This window comes from Kitasatospora sp. NPDC050543, from assembly GCF_044457565.1.
Lineage (GTDB): Bacteria > Actinomycetota > Actinomycetes > Streptomycetales > Streptomycetaceae > Kitasatospora.
Map to the genome: position 1 here is coordinate 20,120 of NZ_JBITGZ010000036.1, position 19,145 is coordinate 39,264.

A 19,145-nucleotide genomic window follows, 5' to 3' on the forward strand; every position below is an offset into this window, starting at 1 on the left:
ACAGGTGCCGTCTCTCGGCACGACCGCGGCCGCTCACCGACCGGTCGCACGGAGCGGGACGGCCCGAGTCCGTGGGCCAGGGTCAGGCGGCCGGGGCACCCGGCGCGGCTGCGGCCAGCCGGGCCAGGGTGGTGCGGATGCCGGCGCGGTTGACCTCGATGCGGCGCGCGGGGCCGGTGCCGGCGAAGACCAGGCCCAGCAGTTCGGCGGCGCGGGCGCCGCGGCCGGTGCGCAGGTCCTGCCAGGACTCGGTGACCCGGGTGCCCGCGCCCTCGGGCTCGAAGCGGTACCGCCAGCTCGCGATCGGCAGGCCGAGCACGCCCACGTCGAAGGTGAACTCGGCGCCCGGCGCGGCCACCGCAACCCGGCCCGTGGTGAACCACACGAACAGGCCCCGCCGGTTGAACCCGACGAACCGGGTGCCGGGCCGGGCCGTCGGCCCCGACAGCCAGACCCGGCGGCATTCCGGGCTCCACCGCCCCATCGCCCGTAGGTCCGCCACCAGCCGGTAGACGGCTTCGGGAGCGGCGTCGACCAGGATGGACTCCTCGATCTCGAACTGACGCGACATCGGCTTCTTCCTGACGAAAGGGGTACCCGGCGGACCCGTCCGGGCTCGGGGTGCCGTCAGCCGCGGGCGGCGACGAACAGGCTCTGCGAGGCGCGGCCGATCGGGCCCCGCTCGTCGTGGAGCCCGGCCTGAGCCGTGCCGATCCCGTCCGGGGCGACGGCGGTCAGGGCGTCGATGCAGACCCAGTCGCCGACAGGATGGCGGTGCAGGTTCACCGTCAGGTCCGGGTTGACGAACAGGTGCGAGGTGAAGTCGAGTTCGTTGCTGACCCCGTTGATGGAGTCCGCCGCCACCAGCACCCGCTCCAGCGGGTCGGTCTTCTCCCCGGCCACCAGGGGCACCCGCATCCGCAGCCAGCAGGCGGCTGGCCCCCGCTCCAGGAAGGACCCGGCCGCGAACCGGAACTCCATGGCGGTGTGGTAACCCTGCTCCCAGGGCACGGCGAAGAACGGCTGCGGCCGACAGCGCCCGACCGGGGCCACCACGGGCTCCGGCGCGACCCCGGGCACCGAGCCGGGCACCGTGCGGATGCTCAGCGCGGTCGCCCGCATGACCTCCGTACCACCGTCCACCGCCAGCGAGACCCCCACCAGTTCCACGCTGCGCCCCGCCCGCAGGACCCGGGTCGCCACCGTCAGCGGCCGCAGCGGCACCGGCCGCAGGATCTCGAAGGTCATCCGGGCCACCCGCAGGTCCTCCCGGGCGCCCCGGCGCAGCAGCACCGCCCGGCCCAGCAGGGCGGCGGGCGGCCCGGCGTGCTGGCTGTCCGCGTCCCACGGCCCCCGGGTGTACCCGGTGGGGGCGAACCGCTCGTGCGAGAGCTGCTCGAAGAACGCCTCGGCCTCACTGCCGGTTCCGGCCATCGTCTGTCTCCTGTCGGTCGCCTGCAGCAGGCTACTGGCTGGTAGCCACCGCTGTCCCGGGTTCCGGCCACCCGTCCCTCCTCGGAAGTCCTCGGCACTCCCTGCGACGGTGACGGCCCCGACCTGGAAGGACGCACGTGAAAGACGCCGGCGAAACCCGCCCCGACGGACGATCAGCGGACCCGGCAGTAGTAGAACATCTGCAGCAGCTGTCTGATCCGTCTATCGTCGCCCGCTCTCACCGTCGCCACGGTGCTCTCGATCAGAAGCAGCGCGGGCGTCGTCATGCCTGCCCGGCGCCGCCGATCGGTCGTCGGCCCCGGCCTGGTCAACCACCATGTCCGTTCGTCCATCAAACAGGTACTCGGCAGGCCGCCTGATGTCGGGCGGATCCGTGCCGGGGTGCAGGTGCGTGGTGAGAAACCCCCCGGCTCTTTGGGGTACCGGGGCCGCGGGCGGTGTCGAAGAGTGTGGCTATGGACACCATCGAGAAGACTCGAATCGCAGACAACCGAGAGAGCGTGCGTGCCTTCATCGACGCACTGTTCACCAAGCGCGACCTCACGGCGGTCGACGTGTACCTCGCCGAGGACTTCCTCAACCACGACCCGCCCGTCGGTTCCGGTACCAGCCGTGAGGGCATGCGCAGGGCCGGGGCCGGTGCCCTGTTCCGCGGTGCTTTCCCGGACTGGCACTCCACGACCGACTTCCTCGTCGCCGAGAACGACATGGTCGTGGAACTTCAGCGCCACCGGCACTCAGCTCGGCGAGATCTTCGGCCCACCGGGCGCACCGTCACGCTTCGTGGGATCAATATCTTCCGGCTCCGGGAGGGCCGCATCGTCGAGCGCTGGGCCGGCTCGACGCTGGGGCTGCTGCGCCGGCTCGGGCTCGCCCAGGCCCGGGGTAGTCGGGAGTAGAGTCGTGTTTGTGGCAGGTGCGGCCGTGGAACGCCGACTCGCCGACATCGAACGACGATGCCGCAGCGGACTGGACTCCACCGAGCCGGGCACGGAGATTCTTGGCCGTCTGCGCCGGGTGGTACCGGCGGAGGCGGCCTTCTTCGCGACCGTCGTTCCGGTGACCCTGCTGTTCACCTCGGCGACCGCCGAGGACCCGCTGGGTCCCGCGACGGCGCTGTTCCTCGACGACGAGTTCGGGTGGGCGGACGTCAACAAGTTCGCCGGCCTTGCCCAGGCGGCGGATCCGGTCGGCTCGTTGGACCGGGCCACCGAAGGCAACCGGACGGACAGCGCCCGCTACCGGGAGGTCATGGCCCCCTCGGGCTCGGCGACGAACTGCGCGCCGCGCTGGTCACCGGGCACCGCTGCTGGGGCGTGCTCTGCCTGCACCGGAAGGCCTCCTCCTCGGGCTTCACCGGCGAGGAACTCGCCCTGGTCCGGCGTATCGCTTCGGTGCTGGCGACCTGTCTGCGCACGGCGGTGATCGCAGCACCGCCTTCAAAGGCCGCCGCCGGCCCGGACGGGGTGGGTCCCATCCTGCTCGCTTTCCTTGGTAGCTGGCGAGGGCCGGGGTGGTGATGGACTGCCAGTCCAGGGTGATGGGCGTGCCGCACCTGTCATTGGTGCGCACGGCGTACTCCAGGCTGCCCGCGGGGAAGGGGATCTTCTGGGGGCTGGCGTACTTGACCTTCAGGATGTGGTGGCCGTCGCCGTTGAAGTGCCAGTCCGCGGTGCCGCGGTCGGCGAGCAGCGCGAGATCGTAACGGTCCGGGTAGAAGGGGCGCGAGCAGGACAGGTCGTCCTCGTTGCGCAGGAAGGACATCAGCAGGACCCCGAGGGTGTTGAGGTCTGCCAGCCATCCCGCGAGGTCGGCGCCGGGAAGTCCGCTGCCCTGGTCCGGCCCACATTGGTCGCCCCTGATGATCTGTCACCGGATCATCCTCCCGGCCCGGCGGAGGCACTGCTACCTCAGGGCGTCGGCGCAGTCGCTCGGCGCCCGGTTCATAGCGATCCGCCCATTTCCGCGCGCTTTGGTGAGGTTGCGACGTCGCAACGCGTCAGCGTCGATTTGGTGCCACTGGCGGCGCCCGTCCGGCCCGTTGGCCGCGCGTCAGCTTGAGATGCGGGCTTCGATGCCGTCGAGGAGGAAGTCGAGGCCGGTCCGGAAGGTCTGGTCAGCGTCTAGGTGAGGGCCATCGCGTACGACCGTGGCCAGCGCCGGGAATCGGCCCGTTGCGAAGGTCCGCTCCAGATATGGCCCGAAGGCGGCCTGCCACTGCTCCTTGTCCATCCCGGTGGCCCGCTCGGCGCGCCGCTCGGTGATCTCCCGGCGCACCGCGCCGGTCACGTACGCATTGACCGCGGCGATCGCCGGCACGGCGGTGTCCAGGTCGACGCCGCCCATTGCGGCCACCACGGCCTCCCCGCAGGCCAGCGTGTGCGGTCCGAGCTGCGGGCGCCCACCGATCAGGTCGGCGAACCATGCGTGCCGGTGGGCGGCCTTCCGGGTGGATTCGGCAAGGGAGTGCAGCACCTCTCGCCAGCCGTCTCCGGTCGGCCGGATCTCGGCGTGGACAGCATCGACCATCAGATCGAGCAACTCGTCCTTGGTGTCGATGTAGCCGTACAGCCGCATCGGCCCGACGCCCAGCGCGGCGGCGACCTTGCGCAGCGACACCGCCTCCAGGCCGTCCGCATCGGCCAACCGGATCGCCGCTCGTACTATCCGCTCCCGGCTCAACGTGGCCGGCACCGGCCGATCCGGCGGCTCCGGCCTCTCCCACACCAACATGTCGCCGACACTATCGCGAGTGATACGGTGACATCAGCGATACAGTGTATCGATCAATGCGATGAATCGGGGGCAGTCATGACCATCGCCATCGTCGGAGCCGGCCTGGGCGGCCTGGCCCTCGCCCGTGTGCTGCACGTGAACGGCATCGACGCCGTCGTGTACGAACGCGAACCGTCGCGCGGTGCGCGCGGCCAGGGCGGAATGCTCGATCTGCACTCCGGGACCGGGCAGCGGGCGATACGCGAGGCCGGCCTGATCGACCGGTTCCACGCAATCGCCCGCCCCGAAGGCCAGGATCTGCGCCTCCTCGAGCCGGACGGCACCCTGCTGCTGCAGGAGGACACGCCTGACGACGCACCGCTCGAGCGACCCGAGGTCGACCGTGCCGATCTGCGCGACCTGCTGCTGGACTCCCTCCCCGAACACACGGTGCGCTGGGGGCATGCGTTCGAATCCGCCGACAACGGACTGCTGCACTTCGCCGACGGCAGGGGTGCGACCTACGACCTGTTGGTCGGCGCCGACGGCGCGAACTCCCGGGTCCGCGCACTGCTCACCGACGCCCGACCGGCGCACACCGGCCAGAACGTCGTCGAGCTCGGCATTCCCGACATCGACCGCACCCACCCCGGCCTCGCGGCGATGGTCGGGCGCGGCAACTACTGGGTGCTCGGCAACGGGCAATCCTTGTCGGCGCAGCGGAACGGCGACGGCCGCGTACGCGTCTACCTCAGCTTTCACAACACCGCCGAGGACTGGTTCGCCGCCAGCGGGATCCCGTTCGACGACCCGGCCGCGACCCGGGTGCGGCTGATCGACCTGTTCGCCGACTGGGACCCACGGGTCATCGCACTGATTGCTGCCTGCGACGACACGATCCTGCCGCGGTCGATCAGCACTCTCCCGGTCGGCCTGACCTGGCCGTCGACGCCGGGCGTCACGCTGCTCGGCGATGCCGCGCACCTGATGCCGCCGGTAGGGCAGGGCGCCAACATGGCGCTGCTCGACGGCGCCCTGCTCGGCCTCGCGCTGGCCGCGCACCCGGACGACTTTCCCGCTGCCGTCGAAGAGTACGAACGCGAGATGTTCGAACGCACCAGCGCTGCCGGCCGACAGTCCGCGCACGTCCAGGAAATCCTGGCGTCGCCGGACGCCAGCCAGAAGATGCTCGCATTCTTCCAACCTGCCTGAATGTAACCGAATACGACGAGGCAACCGGCCCAGGACTTCGACGTAGTCGCGTGACGTCAGGTTCGTGACGGTCTGTCGGGCAGGTAGCTCTGGCAACGGAAGCACGTACGGCTTCCAAGATCATGGAGGTCCTTAACCTCGATCTTGCATGACGGCTCGTCAGCTCGGCTGGCGGGCCGTTTCTGCTTGTCCGGGCTGGGACTTCTGCCTGTAGGAATGCCGAGGGCCCGACTGGTGCGTCGGGTGGGCGCCGGGTTCCACGACTCCGGAAGTGTCCGCTGCTCGTCGGGATGGGGTGATGTCGCTGGTCAGCCGGGGTTCAGCAGGGCGTGCAGGCGGGCGAACGCGCTGGTGATCGTGTCGGTCCAGGGCCAGCGGCGGGCCAGGCGGGGGTAGCGGCGGCGGCCGGTGGTGACGAGCTGGGCGGCGGCGGAGAACAGCCGCAGCCGCAGGCGCTTGGGCTCCCACCGTCGGGCCTGGCCGGTCAGGGCGAGCATGGGCATCCAGGCGAGTAGGTCGAGCGTGATCTGGATGACCTCCAGCCAGACCTGGTTCTGGGTGGCCTGGTGGAGGGGCAGGTTGCGCAGGCCGGTGTCGCGGGCGGCGCGGATGCGGTCCTCGGCGCGGGCGCGCCGGCGGTACCGCAGCTCCAGGTGCGCGATCGGGGCGCCGGTGGTGCTGGTGGCGAAGCAGACACCTCAGGCGCGTAACTCGTCAAGCTGCGACAGCGAGTTCGGTTGGGTAGGCGGTGTGTTCATCGAACAGCGTGTCGCTTTGGAGGCAGTGGTAGAGCTGTCCGAGCATGCGGTTGAAGAGGTTGCGCTGAGCGGCGGCGTGCCAGTCTCCGTGGTCGTCGCGGCGTCGGCGGTAGTGGGTTTTGGCACCAGGTGAGGCGGTGATGGCGGCGAAGGCCCAGAGGTAGCCAGCGTGGTTGAGGCGGTCGTTTTTGACCCACCTGCGGGTGATGCTGGACTTCTTCCCGGAAGCCCTGGTGATGGGCGAGGCGCCCGCGTATGCCTTCAGGCCGCGGGCGTTGGCGAACCGCTTGCGGTCGTCTCCGATCTCGGCGAGCACCCGGGCGCCGAGCTGCGTGCCGAGGCCGGGGAAGCTGAGGATGATCTCAGCGTCCGGGTGCTGAGGGAACGTCTCCTCCACCGCCTTGGCGAGATCGTCTGCGGCCGTGCAGGCGGCCTCCAGTTGGAAAAGGAGGGCGAGCGTCTGCTTGCCGAGCGCGTCCTCGACCAGCGGCGGCTGGTGGGCCCAGTCGGCCCGGAAGGCCTCCCGGAGCCGCTCGGCCTCGGCGTCGATGCCTCGCTGGCGGCCGGCCCGCTTGAGTGCGGCCTGCAGCTGCGTGCGGGTCAGACGCGCTGCCTTGGCCGGTGTCGGGGCTGCTTTGAGGAGCTCGTGGGCCTCGCGCCGGCAGAGCCCGTTGCGCCAGGGGTCGAACGCTGCCAGAGCGGAGGGGTAGTACTCGCGCAGGAGGGATCGGAGTTGGTTGGAGATCTGCTGCCGGTTCCAGGTGGCATCCTGCTGAGCGCGGGCGAGCACGGCGACGGCGCGGCCCAGGTCGCTGTCCTGAGGCAGGGGCCGGTGGGCGTGCATGTCGGTGCGGAGGATGTTGGCCAGCACGAGGGCGTCGCCGGGGTCGGACTTCTTGCGGGAAACGGAGTGCCGGTCGCGGTAGCGGGCGGCGGCCATTGGGTTGATCGCGAAGACTTGCCGCTTGCCGGTCCTCAGCACGGCCACCAGCAGGCCGCGGGACGTCTCGATCGCGACCGGGACCGGGGATTCCTCCGTGTCGCCGTACTCGACGAGCAGATCGAGCAGGATCCGGTAGCCGGCGGTGTCGTCGGTGATATGGCGCTTGGCCAGTAGCTGGCCGCTGTCGTCGACCAAGGCGACGTCGTGTGTCTTCTCCGCCCAGTCGATGCCGCAGTAGATCAAGGTTCCTCCCAAGTGCGGTTTGTGCTGGTCACGAGCTCATGCGGGCCACGCAGCGACCTAATCCCAGGACTCAGCACGAGGGCCGGTCCGCCACCTCAGTAGCCGTTCGTGGCACCAGCTCACGCCACGGGCCTCGGTCTATGCGGGAGCTCGAATCGGCTCGGGCTTATCGAGAGGTCATCGTGATGCGGGCTCGCACCGCCAACGTCAACGAGTTGTCAAGTGTTGGGTGTTGATGTCCGGAGTGCCCGACGCTGCCAATTTCCGCTGGTGCGATCAGCGCCCGGTGGAAACCAGGCATTCGTCCGCACCTCCGGACATCAAGACCGTCACCTTGTGGTGGTGGGCCGCGAGGACACCGAACGTCGCGCGATCTGCTTCGAGGCGTCGAGGCCAGGTCAGACGTGGGCGTCCGTCCGGTGCTCACGCAGCCCACCACCACTCGAACAGTCCGCTCGGCTACCCGCCCCGCCGGACCGCTCTTAACTCCGGATTAGGTCAGGCGCATGCCGTCGGCGTCAGTGAAGCGCAACTGTGCTCCGGAGTGGGGCCGTTCCTTGCGGACGATCAGCCGCATCCCCTTCGGCCAGCCCGTGAGGACATCGCCTGCGAGTTCGGCGGCCCAGGCGCCGTCGCGGACCTGGCCGCCGGGTTCGACGGCCGGGTCCAGCCGTGGCCGGGATCTTCAGCACGGCCTGGTGGATGGCGTCGTTGATGGTCATCCCGACCGAAACGGACAGCCATCGGCCTCGTGTGGTGCGCCAGTTGAGGAAGTCGTGGGTGCCGGCGGCGGAGTCGGTTCGGATCAGGGTTCGGCGTCCGCGCCGGTACTTCTTCGGCAGTTGGGCCAGAGCCGTCCGGGCCGCTTCGATGTGGTCGGCGGCCGTGTTGCTGCCCGCGTTCCCCGGCCGCAGCAGCCCGGCGACCGGCTCTCCGGAGCCCTCGCGGCCGTGGTCGACGAACGCGAACAGCGGGTGATGGCCGAACGTCTTCTTCCAGGTCTTGGCCGCGTCCTGCTTCTCGGAGTGCGCGAGGACCAGCACGCCGTCGATGTCCACGACCGCCTCGCCGCCCGCATCCGGGGCCGCCTCGCCGGCCGACCGCCAGACCCGCTCACGGACTTCGGCCCGCGCCCGCCGGATCGCCGCGAGTGCACGGGGCCCGGCCCGAGGCGAGGGCGTCGACCAGTCGGGAGACGGTCGGATCGGAGGCCACCGGCCCGAACACGGCGGGCTCGGCCCGCAGCATCGCGAAATCGGCCAGCAGGCCCCACCCAAGGGCCACCGCGAGCACGACGTCCAGCAGGATCCTGCCCGGGTCATGGACAGCCCGTGCCTTGCGCCACGGCGCCAGTGCCGTCGATATCGCCGCGTCCAGCCCTGCCTTGCGGGCGGTCTCGACCAGCAGCAGCGCACCGGACTGCGAGACCGCCCCGCGACCACCGCCCTCGACGCGGACACGCGGGTACGCGGGTACGACCCGCTACGCCTACTCACCTGGATAGTGCCTCCGACCGGAGCGGGAACAGGGACCTCAACAATCCTCATTCTCACTGGTCAGAGGCCCTTTCTGCTTTCCTGACCACCCGTCGGACAGCTGGCCTCATGAAAGCCCGAGGTTGACCCATTCTGCGCTCGTCTCCTCGGTCGGGTCGCCAGACGAAGCGACCAGATGCCCCCTGGCAGTGAGCTCGATGGCGCCGGTCGCCTCGCCGGATCTTCCCCCTCTTCCCGAGCGCGGCAAAACATCGCCGGCATCCAACGGCGGGCTCGCCGATAAGGCAGGCGGGCATCGGGAGCGCAATGAGCGATATACGGAACGGCGGAATGCATGCCATACGGCCAGCCGTCATGGATTCAGTCGTAGGGCCATAGCTTCACCAAGTAAGTCAAGACTTATCTTTGGGGAACTTTGACCGTATGGTGTTGCTCGAATCGAAGGAGCCCCCTGTTGTCGAAAATGAATGATCCCGCTGTGCGTGCGGTTGAAGCGGAGCGGGATTATGTGTCCTCCTTGTATGAGTTGCTCACCGAGCGGCTTTCCGAGGCGCGAGTACACCGAGCGAGTGTGCTGAAGGCCCCGGCGGACAGCGCCGGTGAGGCATACGAGAGAGAAATCGCCGCCGAGCGTCTGGCCAAGGAAATCGGCCGGCTGGAGGGCGCCGAAAAGGGGCTGGTATTCGGGCGCATCGACTGGACGGATGGCACGGCCCTGCGCATCGGGCGGATCGGACTGCATAGGGAGGAGGATGACCTGCCTCTGCTCGTGGACTGGCGCGCGAACGCGGCGCGGCCCTTCTACGAGGCGACACCGGTCCACCCGATGGACCTGCGGCGGCGCCGGCACCTGCGCCTCGAGGAGCGCACGGTCATCTCGGTGAGCGACGAACTGCTGGACGGGACCGCCCCGACCGACGCGGACGTCGTGGGGGACGGCCCGTTGACCGAGGCTCTGTCGGCACGGCGTACGGGCAGGATGCACGCGGCCGTCGCGACGCTGCAGGCCGAGCAGGACGAGATCGTCCGCTCCGCCCACCGCAAGGTGACCGTGGTGCAGGGCGGGCCCGGCACCGGCAAGACGGTGGTCGCCCTGCACCGGGCGGCCTATGTCCTGTACGCGTTCCCGCGCGCCGCGGAGGAGGGTGTCCTGGTGGTGGGCCCGAACGCCCGGTTCCTCGACTACATCTCCCAGGTCCTTCCCTCGCTCGGAGAGAACAACGTCGTTCTGGCGACCTGCCGGGAACTGGCCGGAGTGTCCACGGACACGGTGGACCCGTGCGATACGGCGCGTCTCAAGGGCAGCTCCGACCTCGCCGACGCCTTGGCCGGCCTGCTGCGCGTCCACCAAGCCCCCGCCGGTGACTTCACCGTGCGGGTCGGACGGGAACTGGTTCACCTGTCCGGCGAGGAAGTCGCCACGGCACGCGACGCCGCCGTGGCAGCCGCACCGGGGCACAACCCCGCGCGCCAGGTGTTCAGGGAGCTCTTGGTCGACGCCGTCACCGATGCGATGCAACGAGACATGGGCGACCTCCTGGAGCAGATCGACGCCGATGCCGAAAGGATGACGGGCATCGACCTCGACCGGTTCACGGGAGCCGCCCAGCGCCGTGCCGAAGGTGCGGCCGACTCGGGTCCGGTCCACGCGCTGGACCTGGACGCCATCCGAGCCGATCTCCTCGACGACGCCGGCGTCGACCGAGCGGTCGAGGTGTTGTGGCCACGGCTGGTACCCGGTGACCTCGTGAAGGCGCTCCTGACGAACGCCGGCACTCTCGCCGAGCGCCTGCCCCGCCTGACCGCGCAGGAGCGGTCCCTTTTGCTGCGCGGTCCGGACGACCCGTGGACCGATGCCGATGTGCCGTTGCTGGACGAGGCGGCGAGCCTGGTCGACGGCCCGCCCGAGCGGACGTACGGGCACGTCGTCGTCGACGAGGCGCAGGAACTGACCGCCATGCAGTGGCGGATGATCGTCCGCCGCTGCCCGGCAAGGGCGATGACGCTGGTGGGTGACTTCGCCCAGGCAGGCCCGGTCGCGACAGCACGCGACTGGAAGGAAGCACTGAGCCCCCACGTCGGACCGCGGTTCAAACTGCACAACCTGACCGTCAGCTACCGCACCACGCAGGAGATCCTGGAGAGCGTCCGGGACCTGCTCACGCGGATCGCTCCGGACCAGAAGCCCACACGCTCACTGCGAAGCGGTGAGAGCCCTCGCACCGTGACCACGCCTCCGGACGGGTTGGTCACCTCCGTCGTTCAGGAACTCCGCGCCCAGAGCACCGCGCACCCGGGCGAGCTTCTGGGAGTGATCTGCGCGGACACCAGGGTGAGCGAGCTGACGGCCCAGGGCATCGCTCACCACGCACGCATCGTGCCGGCGTCCGAAGCACGCGGCCTGGAATTCGACGGGGTCGTCGTCATGAACCCCGAGGAAATCATCACGGCCCGCCCCGGTGGGGAAAGGGACTTGTACGTAGCCCTGACCCGGGCCACCAAGCGCCTCTGCACAATCACCGTCCAGCCCGCCTGACGACTCGGCGCCCGCGTCGTCGCCGCGGGCGCACCCGGCGCGGTACAGACACCGGCCCGCGCGCACGGGGCTGCTCGCCGCCTCACCACTCCTGGCCGCACCCGGCATCACGCGGCCTGGTCCAAGCCGACGACGTTCAGATCCCCTGCCTAGAAACCCGCAGGGCAAACCGGTGGCCGGTGGGGCGGGGCTCGACGGCCCCGACGGGTGGGTACAACGGCACGGAGGCGGGGCGGGGGCAGCGGCCCGAGGAGGAGCAGACCCGGGCCACCCCACCACCCTGGTTCCAGGCGAAGGAGGCTGGCGGCCTGGCGGCCGGACCCGCCGGGTGCCGGGGCCTGACGGCCCAGGGTGGGGCGCCGGCCTCGCACGGCCGCGAAGGTGTCCCACCGTCGCGGCCCGTGCGGCCGAAGCACCGGTGGGCCCCTCCGTGGAGAAAGGGGCCCACCGGTTCGGCTGTCAGCTATGGGCTTCAGGCCGGTCAGTCGGTCTCGCAGATGGCCCAGGCCTTGGTCTGTCCCAGCCGGGCCTGGGTGACCCACGCCCTCCCGTCCTGGTTGGGCCCGTTGGCGATCAGGGCCTCGCCGTCGATGATCCCTCCGCCCCTGTTGAGCGCCGGGTACCAGTCGTAGCCACCGCCGATGAGGTGGGTGCCCTCCGGACAGGTGGCCCGCGACGTCTTGCCGGGGTCGCTCTGGGGCCCGGCCACCACCTGCGTGGTCGCCGCCGCGGCCGTGGACGCCGCCGCCAGGCCGAAGGCACCGGCGGCAAGCAGCACGCCCCACCATCGTGGCTCCGGTACGCAGGCACTTAACGATCATCAGGTCTCCTCAGTCGGTCCGGCTCCTACCAACGGTTGATCTCACACGAACCACCTTGGCAACCAGCCCGGAAGACTGAACCCGGCACGACACGGGTTGACGACCCCCGACCCCGGGGGCTCCTCCGCCGGTACTGCAACCCCGGACCCGGACCTACGGCACCCGGGAGGGGCACGGTGAGCGGGCCCGCCAGGCGGCAGGGCGGAGCACGCCCCGGCACAGCGGCGGGCCCGGACAGCGGGAACGGCGGGAGCAGGCGACGGACCACCCCACGGCACCGCACCATCCCGGCAGCACCCGGGGCAGACAGCGCACAGGGGCCACACCCCGGTCCACGGGCACCCGGGAAGCCGGACGACCAGGGCGGCCGCGAGCGGGCAGCACGGGCGCAGCAGGCCACCACCGTCCCAGGCTCGGCGACCAGGCCCAGCAGGAGTCCGCACCGCAGGACGAACGGGCCGGACCGGACCAAGGGCAGCCAACAGGGTAGGCGGGCGGCAGGTGGCAGAAGCGCCGGGTCCAGGCTCGGGGACTGCAGGAAGTCCCCGACCAGGGGTCGCTAAACACCCTCCTGAACCGGTTCGGGTCCGCGTGAATGGCTCCGAAAGCGCGGCCCCGCCATCACCTCCACATTACGCCGCCACAGCTCACCACCCGTGCGAGGCGCCCCGGGCCCACACACCCCGCACACCCAAGAGCCGGGCCCGCACTGGTCGGTGCGGGGCCGGCTGCTCAGCGCCTGACGCCCACCAGCCCGCAGCTGGCCGCGCAAGCTCCGGAGGGGCCGAGCGGCGGTGTCAGATATCGAGCATCAGGCGCAGGTAGGCGCGGATGTCTGCGGCTTCCTTGTCGGTGACGGTGCCGAGGGGGCGGCCGGTGAGGCGTAGTTCGGAGATGGTGCGGACGTCGTCGGTGCGGGCCCAGCCGGGTCGGTTGAGGCCGGACTGGGCGGAGGTGACGGGGACGTGGTGGGGCAGGCCGCGGTCCTGGGTGGCGAGGGGCACGACGATGGCCATGGCGGTGGGGAAGGACGCGAAGAACGGGGAGGAGACGACGACGACGGGGCGTCGGCCGGCCTGCTCGGAGCCGATGACCGGGGAGAGGTCGGCCATCCAGACCTGCCAGGGGGTGGACTTGCGGCTCACGCCTCACCGCCGCCGAGGCCGTCGCCGGCCGCGCCGTCCCACTCGTCGAGTTCGTTCTCGTAGTCGGCCCAGGCCTCGGGGTCGGCCTGCAGGCGGGCGTAGGCGGCCAGGACGGCGGCCTTGCGGTGCTCGGTGATCAGGTGCGCCACCGCCGCGTTCAGCGTCACCCCGCCGAGGTCGTCGGCCGCCAGGCGGGCGAGGTCGTCCCGCACATCGCTCTGGACCTTTATCGTCGTCAACGTCATACCAGACAGGTTACCCACAGGTATACCGCCCCCCGGTGTTTGCCCGGAACGGCTGAACAGCCACCCGGAGGGACAAGTGGCGATCGATCCCTGGCCGGCCGGGCCGGGTACGGCGCCGATGCTGAGCTATGTGTGGGTCTGCCATCGGTCTGCCTCAGCGCGAGCCAGCTCAACGTCGTACTCGTCGGCGTCGAGGTGAAACTCCAGCGGCCGCGTCGTCTCAATGTCCGGAATCTCCCAGTCCGACCACTGCACGATGCTCCCGAACCGCTGCACGACCACGGACAGGAAACCGCAGCAACCGCCTGTGCACTCGGGCTCCCCCAGCTCCACGCGTCGCGGCTCGCCGGTCGCACGCAGTGGACCGAGGCCATCGGCAGGCAGCACATCGACCGCGTACGGACCACGGCCTCCCTCGCCGACGGCGGACTCCGCGACATCCTCGCCGTTGACCCAGAAACCGCACCTGGGCGGCGAACCGGCGCCCAAGCGGCAGCACCCTGATCTCAAGCCGATCGAACATCAGACCGCCCTACGGCAGCGCCGACACCGGCTTGCGCAGCCTCCTGCCAAGCACCCTTGGAAAGCGACACCCCTGCAATGCGCTACCTCGCTCCAATCTCGCTGGCACGCTCAAGGTCCACGGCCACAGAACAGAAAGATCAAGATCTACAGCCGGAGTACTAACTGGCCTGTGAGCTGAAGAGCGATCACCGGTCCCCGTTCGCGTCGAGCGCGGCGATCCGGCCACAGTTTGGCGATAGTCAGACAGTCCTACGCATTCGCCCCCCGGGTCGGCACGGGCTGCTGTCATGTTCCTTTCATCCCAGGAACTGGGCAACGGAAGGACAGCGATCGTGATCAAGAAGTTGGGACTCGTCGCGGCATCCCTCGGCATGGTGCTCATGCCGCTGGCCGGCACGGCGTCCGCGAAGACCCTCGACGCGAAGCCTGTCACGGACACGGCGGCCCCGGCCGTCGCCGCTCTGAGTTGTGGGTCCGGCTACAAGTGCGACGACGCCGACCCCGGAACCTTCTCCTTCGACCGCACAGACACCGACGCCGACAGGAACGACCCCGGCTGCGCAACGCTGCAGCTTCGTTCGGGCCGTAACAGCGGTTACTGGTACGCGTGGGCACGCCTCCAAGTCGCCTCGGGCTGTGGCCTCTACCAGGGGTGGATAGACCGCTCCTACGACGGCGGCAAGACCTGGCAGCAGTGGCTCGGGCTCTTCCAGACCTACGGTTCCAACTACGGGAACATGTACTACTGGCCGAACACCGCGACGATCCGTGCGTGCGCGGTCCGGACCAATGGCGGCAAGACGATCTGCACGTCCTGGCACTGACACCCGCCGACCAGTCGAGGGATAGGGCTGGTCAGGGTGTGATGGCTTCTGGCATTGCATGACTTCGGAAAGCCGTCAAATGGACCCGCGGGCGGCGATCTGCGACCGGAGTACCGATTGCGGCGAATGCCCCGGCAGCAGATGGTTGTATATGCCGGTTTGATCGACCTGTGATGTTCTGGGTCGGGAATCGGACGTTCGGTCGATGCCGATGTTCGACATGCTGACCGACGCGAGCTACAGCGGAGACCGGATCGCCAGCTACTGCGGCAGCCTTACGGAGAGGCCGGAACTCTTGCGACTCGAACTTCCGTCCCGCCGCTACCGCGTCCAGTCACTGATCATTGACCCCGACGCCGAAACGCAGTTCATGCTGGAGCGCCTGCTGCCCGAATGAGCTCCGCAGTCATCTCCGCGGGTCTGTAGAGCGTCCTGTCGCGGATCAGAGCCCACAGAACGTTGACCCGGCGCCGGGCCGGGGCGAGGACAGCCTGGATGTGCCGATTGCCCTCGGCGCGCTTGCGTTCGTAGAAGCGCCGGGACCGTTCGCAGTGGCGAATGCCGCGCAGCCTGCGGTCCGGCCCGGCCGAGGACGTCGACCGGGCCGGGGCCCGGGTCAGGAGCGGCGCCACCAGGAGCCGCCGGCCTTCGCCGCCGCCGAAGCAGCGGCGTCGGCTTCCGCGTCTGCCCGCTCGCGCTCCGCCCGCTTCTGCTCGGCCTGCCTGGACCGGCAGTCGTCGCACAGCCCGTCACCCCAGCCGGACCAGGCCCGGTTCCACTCGCCGTCGGTGAGCTTGACCGAGCAACGGCGGCAGGCCGGACGCTGCGCCTCGCAATCGGCGGCCTCCCGCTCCCGGCGGGTCTCGGCGGCGGCCTTGCGGTCGACGGCGAGCAGCCGGTCGCCGTCCGGGTTGTCGAGCGCGGCCGTGAGGGTGTGCAGGCCGGTTCGGCCGAAGCGCCGCCGCACCGGGCCGTCGGCGCCTTCGGCCTCGAGCAGCCGCAGCGTGGTGGCGACCACCGGCAGCGCCCGGTGGTAGTTGCCCGCGCTCACCCCCTCCCATGGGTACGGGCGCGGGCCCCAGTACGCCTCGGAACCGGCCTCCACCGCATCGAGGCGACGCAGCAGCCGCTCGTGGTCCAGCTCCGCCTTCGCCGCGAGCTCGGCCTCGGTGGGCGGCTTGTCACCCGGGCGGGCGCGCCTGCGGCCAGGGTGAGGATCAGGGCGACGGGCGGGTCCCTCGTGGCCGGTCACCGGGTAGACGGTGGTCCAGTGCTGGTAGGCGTGGACGGCCGGGCCGCCGCGGCGGGCGGCCTTCGCCTTGACCTTGTCGGCGCCCTTGGCCAGCAGCTCGCACCACGCGGTGTAGGAGGCGATCTTCTCGACCAGCTGGCCCACCGTCATGTTGTCGCGGTCGACCTCCACCAGGAGCACCGGCACCTCGCTGCCGGGGTCGCGCAGCACCAGGTCGGCGTACCGGGCCTGACCGCCCGGCAGCGCGTGGCGGACCTCCGTAGTGAGGGTCAGCGGGGAGCCGTGGCCGGCGCGGACCAGGTGCCCGGCGCAGGCGACGACACCCAGGGCGTGCTCGTCGTCGCCGGCGCTCTCCTCCTCCGGGCGCAGCGCCGACAGCTTCGTGCCGGGCGGCAGGAGGTTGGTGGCCTCGCGGTGGCTGGCCCGTGAGGCACCACAGCTTGCGGCGCCGCGCCCGGCCGTCCTGGCGCACCCTCCCGGGGAACATCATCACTGTCAGGCGTCAGCGCCGGGTGACGCCGGCTTCCCGCGAGAGGTCCGGGTCGTCCGGACCACCGAGGACGAGGATCCGCAAGGCCGTGCCGACGTAGACGGCCAGGAGCCGGACGATCCTGCGGGACGTGCTGTGCATGATGGGTTGCCTGCTTTCCGGGCCGGGGCGCTGGTGACTCTTCGGGTGTCGCCGGTGTCACCAGGAGATGGCGTCGTCCAGCGACTGCTGCCAGTAGGTGACCTTCAGGGATTCGTCCACGTAGGCACCTTGCGCGGGCAGCGACGGGTGGGCGCCCGCGCCAACGCTCTCGTTGCCGGAGGGGCCGTGGAAGTAGACGGTCAGGGGCGTCGCGGTGTGGCCGTTCGAGCTGTTGCTGCCGTCGGTGGAGGACAGGTTTACGGAGGCGTAGCCGGACTCGCCGGGCTTGAGCGTGACGACGGCCTGCGGCTTCGAATCGGTGATGACGGGGGGCACGGACTGGGCCTCGCCAAACTGGACGGCCGGGTAGCCGTAGAGGTAGCAGATGCCGGAGCCGGTGTTGGTGACCGTGAGCAGCATGTGGTTCACGGGGCGGTTCAGCGGGGCGGCGGTGGTCTTGGTGTTGGAGCCCTCGCAGGTGGTCGGTTTGGCGGCCGCGGGGGCTGCGGGGGTTTTCGGCGTGGGGGTGCTGGTGGCGGGCTTCGGGCCGGTGGACTGGGGCGCGGTGGCCGGGGCCTTGCCGGTGGTGCCACCGGTGCTGGCGGACGGGGCGGCGGCGGACATCGAGGGGGCCGTGGGTGAGGCGGGCGCCGTGGCGGGCGCGGTGGTCCTGAGCGACGGGCCGGTTGCCGTCTTGGTGTCCCCGGTGTCGCTGCACGCGGTGATCGAGAAGGCGGCGAGCGCGACGCTCGTGGCGGCGGTGATCAGACGGGTGCGGGAGGTGCGGACGGACATGTGGTCGTGCCCCTTTCGGCATGCGCTCGGGTGGAGCGTCGATCGGATGACCGAAGCTTGCGGAGTGATCCGTCCCAGCCGCCACGTCCAGCGCCACGATGAGTAGGGTGGAACGGCGAATGAGGCTCTGACCAGTGGGAGTGGGTCGAGTCTGGAACGCTGGAATGGGACGCCGGGGGAACGGAGGGGACGGGTGTCGGAAGGCATGGGGGCTGCGGAGGCGGAGGAGTTCGCGCGGCTGCTACGCGAACTCAAGGCCCGCTCGGGTCTGAGCTACGGAACGCTGGCCAAGCGGCTGCACATGAGCACGTCGACGCTGCACCGCTACTGCAACGGCACGGTGCTGCCTCATGAGTACATGCCGGCGGAGCGCTTTGCACGGGTGTGCCGGGCGACCCCGGAAGAGCTCGTGGAACTGCACCGGAGCTGGATCCTGGCGGACGCGGCCCGGGGACGCCGGACGGATCGGGCCCCGGAGCCGACGCCGGCCCAGGTTCAGGTCCAGGCCCCGACTCCGATCGCGCAGCCCCGGACTGACCCGACGGCCCCAGCGGTGGAACACCCCGCAGAGAACAGGGACGGGGAGCCGGTAGTCGAGGTGGTGGCGGAGCCCGCACCGCCACGGCGCCGCCGTAGCGCGCTGATCGCCTCCGCCGCGGCCGTGGCCCTGCTGGCCACCGTAGTGGTGGTCATGCGTCCCGCCGTCTGGGGCGGCGGAAACGATGCGGGCGGCCAGCACACGGCCGGTGCCACCACAGCGGGCCCGGGGGCCGCACCGGAACCATCCGCCGCCGGCCCCGCTGCCTCCACCGCCCGCACTGCGCCCCCGACCGACGGCGCCACGGCAGGCACCGACGCGACGGCGCCCTCGAGTCCGACCGCCGCTCCCACCCCGCCCGGCGACGCGCCCGCGCCGCTTACCGTCGGCACCCGCCCATACCTCTACGCCGACCCGTGCAGCCAGCACTTCCTCGTCAACAGCGCGCCTGCCCAGGTCGGGCCGCCGGCCACCGAGCGCGACGCCCCGCGCTGGGCCGCCGCCTACGGCGCGGTCTCCTCCGGCGAACAGCAGATCGCCCTCACCGTCCAGGGCACCGGAGCGGACACGGTCGTCCTGGAAGCACTACACGTGCGAATCACGGTCAAGGCCGCGCCGCTCGCCTGGAACGACTACTCGATGGGCGTCGGCTGCGGCGGCGGGGTCGACACCAAGTCCTTCGACATCGACCTCGACAGGGGCAGTCCCACGATCACCGTCCAGGGCGGCCAGCGCGACTTCCCGTACAAGGTCAGCAAATCCGACCCCGAGGTCTTCTATGTGACCGCGCACACCAAGGCGCACGACGTCCGATGGGACCTCACATTGGACTGGTCCAGCGGCAACCGCCGCGGCACCATCCGCATCGACAACGGGGGCAACCCCTTCCGCACCAGCGCCGACGTCAACCGCCCCGGCTACGACTACCCGCTGGGCGGCAGCGAGTGGATTAAGCGGACAGACGGATAGCAACCGGTAAAGCAAAGTGGATCAACCAATCGGCGGGGTCGG

General features: G+C 70.5%; 17 protein-coding genes and 3 pseudogenes. 7 read left to right on the plus strand and 13 right to left on the minus strand.

Features of this window, described 5'->3' with window-relative positions; all coding sequences use genetic code 11:
* Nucleotides 1-82: 82 nt before the first annotated feature.
* Both ACIBH3_RS30450 and ACIBH3_RS30455 read right to left on the minus strand, forming a co-directional pair.
* The gene (locus tag ACIBH3_RS30450) at nt 83-571 is read right to left on the minus strand and encodes an SRPBCC family protein (protein ID WP_396315331.1); all 489 of its coding nucleotides are present in this window, start codon (nt 569-571) and stop codon (nt 83-85) included.
* A gap of 56 nt (nt 572-627) precedes the next feature.
* Complete coding sequence (locus tag ACIBH3_RS30455) at nt 628-1,434, minus strand: thioesterase family protein (RefSeq protein ID WP_396315332.1); 807 nt, start codon at nt 1,432-1,434, stop codon at nt 628-630.
* 476 nt (nt 1,435-1,910) lie between these two features.
* Here ACIBH3_RS30455 and ACIBH3_RS30460 point away from each other — a divergent pair, with 476 nt between their 5' ends.
* Entirely contained in the window at nt 1,911-2,354 is a 444-nt protein-coding gene (locus ACIBH3_RS30460; protein ID WP_396315333.1) for an ester cyclase, read from the plus strand.
* Nucleotides 2,355-2,744: 390 nt separating this feature from the next.
* Nucleotides 2,745-2,975 carry a GAF domain-containing protein gene (locus tag ACIBH3_RS30465; protein ID WP_396315365.1) on the plus strand — a complete coding sequence of 77 codons (231 nt, stop codon included), beginning with the start codon at nt 2,745-2,747 and terminating at the stop codon, nt 2,973-2,975.
* Nucleotides 2,976-3,507: 532 nt separating this feature from the next.
* Here ACIBH3_RS30465 and ACIBH3_RS30470 read toward each other — a convergent pair.
* Nucleotides 3,508-4,188 (minus strand): TetR/AcrR family transcriptional regulator, encoded by a 681-nt coding sequence (locus ACIBH3_RS30470; protein ID WP_396315334.1) that lies wholly within the window; start codon nt 4,186-4,188, stop codon nt 3,508-3,510.
* Nucleotides 4,189-4,266: 78 nt separating this feature from the next.
* On the opposite strand from ACIBH3_RS30470, the gene ACIBH3_RS30475 reads away from it, so the two are divergent.
* Complete coding sequence (locus ACIBH3_RS30475) at nt 4,267-5,382, plus strand: FAD-dependent oxidoreductase (protein WP_396315335.1); 1,116 nt, start codon at nt 4,267-4,269, stop codon at nt 5,380-5,382.
* A 308-nt stretch (nt 5,383-5,690) separates the two neighbouring features.
* On the opposite strand, the pseudogene ACIBH3_RS30480 reads toward ACIBH3_RS30475, so the two are convergent.
* The 3 genes and pseudogenes from ACIBH3_RS30480 to ACIBH3_RS30490 all read right to left on the minus strand — a co-directional run.
* Nucleotides 5,691-6,074, minus strand: a pseudogene (locus ACIBH3_RS30480) (transposase); the annotation flags it as partial.
* 22 nt (nt 6,075-6,096) lie between these two features.
* Nucleotides 6,097-7,326 carry an IS110 family transposase gene (locus ACIBH3_RS30485; protein WP_396315366.1) on the minus strand — a complete coding sequence of 410 codons (1,230 nt, stop codon included), beginning with the start codon at nt 7,324-7,326 and terminating at the stop codon, nt 6,097-6,099.
* A gap of 496 nt (nt 7,327-7,822) precedes the next feature.
* Nucleotides 7,823-8,802, minus strand: a pseudogene (locus tag ACIBH3_RS30490) (IS1380 family transposase); the annotation flags it as partial.
* 483 nt (nt 8,803-9,285) lie between these two features.
* On the opposite strand from ACIBH3_RS30490, the gene ACIBH3_RS30495 reads away from it, so the two are divergent.
* Complete coding sequence (locus ACIBH3_RS30495) at nt 9,286-11,358, plus strand: HelD family protein (RefSeq protein WP_396315367.1); 2,073 nt, start codon at nt 9,286-9,288, stop codon at nt 11,356-11,358.
* 481 nt (nt 11,359-11,839) lie between these two features.
* Here the strand turns inward: ACIBH3_RS30495 and ACIBH3_RS30500 are convergent, their stop codons facing one another.
* The 3 genes from ACIBH3_RS30500 to ACIBH3_RS30510 all read right to left on the minus strand — a co-directional run bounded on the left by ACIBH3_RS30500 (nt 11,840) and on the right by ACIBH3_RS30510 (nt 13,569).
* Nucleotides 11,840-12,136, minus strand: coding sequence for a hypothetical protein (locus tag ACIBH3_RS30500; RefSeq protein ID WP_396315336.1), 297 nt, complete (start codon nt 12,134-12,136; stop codon nt 11,840-11,842).
* An 840-nt stretch (nt 12,137-12,976) separates the two neighbouring features.
* Nucleotides 12,977-13,324, minus strand: a complete 348-nt coding sequence (locus ACIBH3_RS30505; RefSeq protein WP_396315337.1) for a type II toxin-antitoxin system PemK/MazF family toxin — start codon at nt 13,322-13,324, stop codon at nt 12,977-12,979.
* The gene (locus ACIBH3_RS30510) at nt 13,321-13,569 is read right to left on the minus strand and encodes a hypothetical protein (protein WP_396315338.1); all 249 of its coding nucleotides are present in this window, start codon (nt 13,567-13,569) and stop codon (nt 13,321-13,323) included. Before ACIBH3_RS30510 ends, ACIBH3_RS30505 begins: the two co-directional genes overlap by 4 nt.
* Nucleotides 13,570-14,426: 857 nt before the next feature.
* Here ACIBH3_RS30510 and ACIBH3_RS30515 point away from each other — a divergent pair.
* Both ACIBH3_RS30515 and ACIBH3_RS30520 read left to right on the plus strand, forming a co-directional pair.
* Nucleotides 14,427-14,918 carry a hypothetical protein gene (locus ACIBH3_RS30515; protein ID WP_396315339.1) on the plus strand — a complete coding sequence of 164 codons (492 nt, stop codon included), beginning with the start codon at nt 14,427-14,429 and terminating at the stop codon, nt 14,916-14,918.
* A gap of 205 nt (nt 14,919-15,123) precedes the next feature.
* Nucleotides 15,124-15,315, plus strand: a complete 192-nt coding sequence (locus ACIBH3_RS30520; RefSeq protein WP_396315340.1) for a hypothetical protein — start codon at nt 15,124-15,126, stop codon at nt 15,313-15,315.
* Here the strand turns inward: ACIBH3_RS30520 and ACIBH3_RS30525 are convergent.
* The 4 genes and pseudogenes from ACIBH3_RS30525 to ACIBH3_RS30540 all read right to left on the minus strand — a co-directional run.
* Nucleotides 15,287-15,487 (minus strand): annotated as a pseudogene (locus ACIBH3_RS30525) (hypothetical protein); the annotation flags it as partial. The gene ACIBH3_RS30520 and the pseudogene ACIBH3_RS30525 sit on opposite strands and share 29 nt — an antisense overlap.
* Before the next feature lie 47 nt (nt 15,488-15,534).
* A complete protein-coding gene (locus tag ACIBH3_RS30530; protein WP_396315341.1) occupies nt 15,535-16,380 on the minus strand; it encodes a hypothetical protein in 846 nt (281 codons plus the stop codon).
* A gap of 292 nt (nt 16,381-16,672) precedes the next feature.
* Nucleotides 16,673-16,801, minus strand: coding sequence for a hypothetical protein (locus ACIBH3_RS30535; RefSeq protein ID WP_396315342.1), 129 nt, complete (start codon nt 16,799-16,801; stop codon nt 16,673-16,675).
* A gap of 57 nt (nt 16,802-16,858) precedes the next feature.
* Nucleotides 16,859-17,596, minus strand: a complete 738-nt coding sequence (locus ACIBH3_RS30540; protein ID WP_396315343.1) for a DUF4232 domain-containing protein — start codon at nt 17,594-17,596, stop codon at nt 16,859-16,861.
* Between the two features lie 205 nt (nt 17,597-17,801).
* On the opposite strand from ACIBH3_RS30540, the gene ACIBH3_RS30545 reads away from it, so the two are divergent.
* On the plus strand, nt 17,802-19,103 hold the full coding sequence (locus ACIBH3_RS30545; RefSeq protein ID WP_396315368.1) for a helix-turn-helix domain-containing protein: 1,302 nt from the start codon (nt 17,802-17,804) through the stop codon (nt 19,101-19,103).
* Nucleotides 19,104-19,145: the final 42 nt, after the last annotated feature.

Bases quoted from the DNA above. Each gene is read 5' to 3' on its own strand.
- ACIBH3_RS30450 (WP_396315331.1), bottom strand. From the start codon at position 571: ATGTCGCGTCAGTTCGAGATCGAGGAGTCCATCCTGGTCGACGCCGCT.
- ACIBH3_RS30455 (WP_396315332.1), bottom strand. From the start codon at position 1,434: ATGGCCGGAACCGGCAGTGAGGCCGAGGCGTTCTTCGAGCAGCTCTCG.
- ACIBH3_RS30460 (WP_396315333.1), top strand. From the start codon at position 1,911: ATGGACACCATCGAGAAGACTCGAATCGCAGACAACCGAGAGAGCGTG.
- ACIBH3_RS30470 (WP_396315334.1), bottom strand. From the start codon at position 4,188: ATGTTGGTGTGGGAGAGGCCGGAGCCGCCGGATCGGCCGGTGCCGGCC.
- ACIBH3_RS30475 (WP_396315335.1), top strand. From the start codon at position 4,267: ATGACCATCGCCATCGTCGGAGCCGGCCTGGGCGGCCTGGCCCTCGCC.
- ACIBH3_RS30495 (WP_396315367.1), top strand. From the start codon at position 9,286: ATGAATGATCCCGCTGTGCGTGCGGTTGAAGCGGAGCGGGATTATGTG.
- ACIBH3_RS30510 (WP_396315338.1), bottom strand. From the start codon at position 13,569: ATGACGTTGACGACGATAAAGGTCCAGAGCGATGTGCGGGACGACCTC.
- ACIBH3_RS30520 (WP_396315340.1), top strand. From the start codon at position 15,124: ATGCCGATGTTCGACATGCTGACCGACGCGAGCTACAGCGGAGACCGG.
- ACIBH3_RS30535 (WP_396315342.1), bottom strand. From the start codon at position 16,801: ATGCACAGCACGTCCCGCAGGATCGTCCGGCTCCTGGCCGTCTACGTC.
- ACIBH3_RS30540 (WP_396315343.1), bottom strand. From the start codon at position 17,596: ATGTCCGTCCGCACCTCCCGCACCCGTCTGATCACCGCCGCCACGAGC.
- ACIBH3_RS30545 (WP_396315368.1), top strand. From the start codon at position 17,802: ATGGGGGCTGCGGAGGCGGAGGAGTTCGCGCGGCTGCTACGCGAACTC.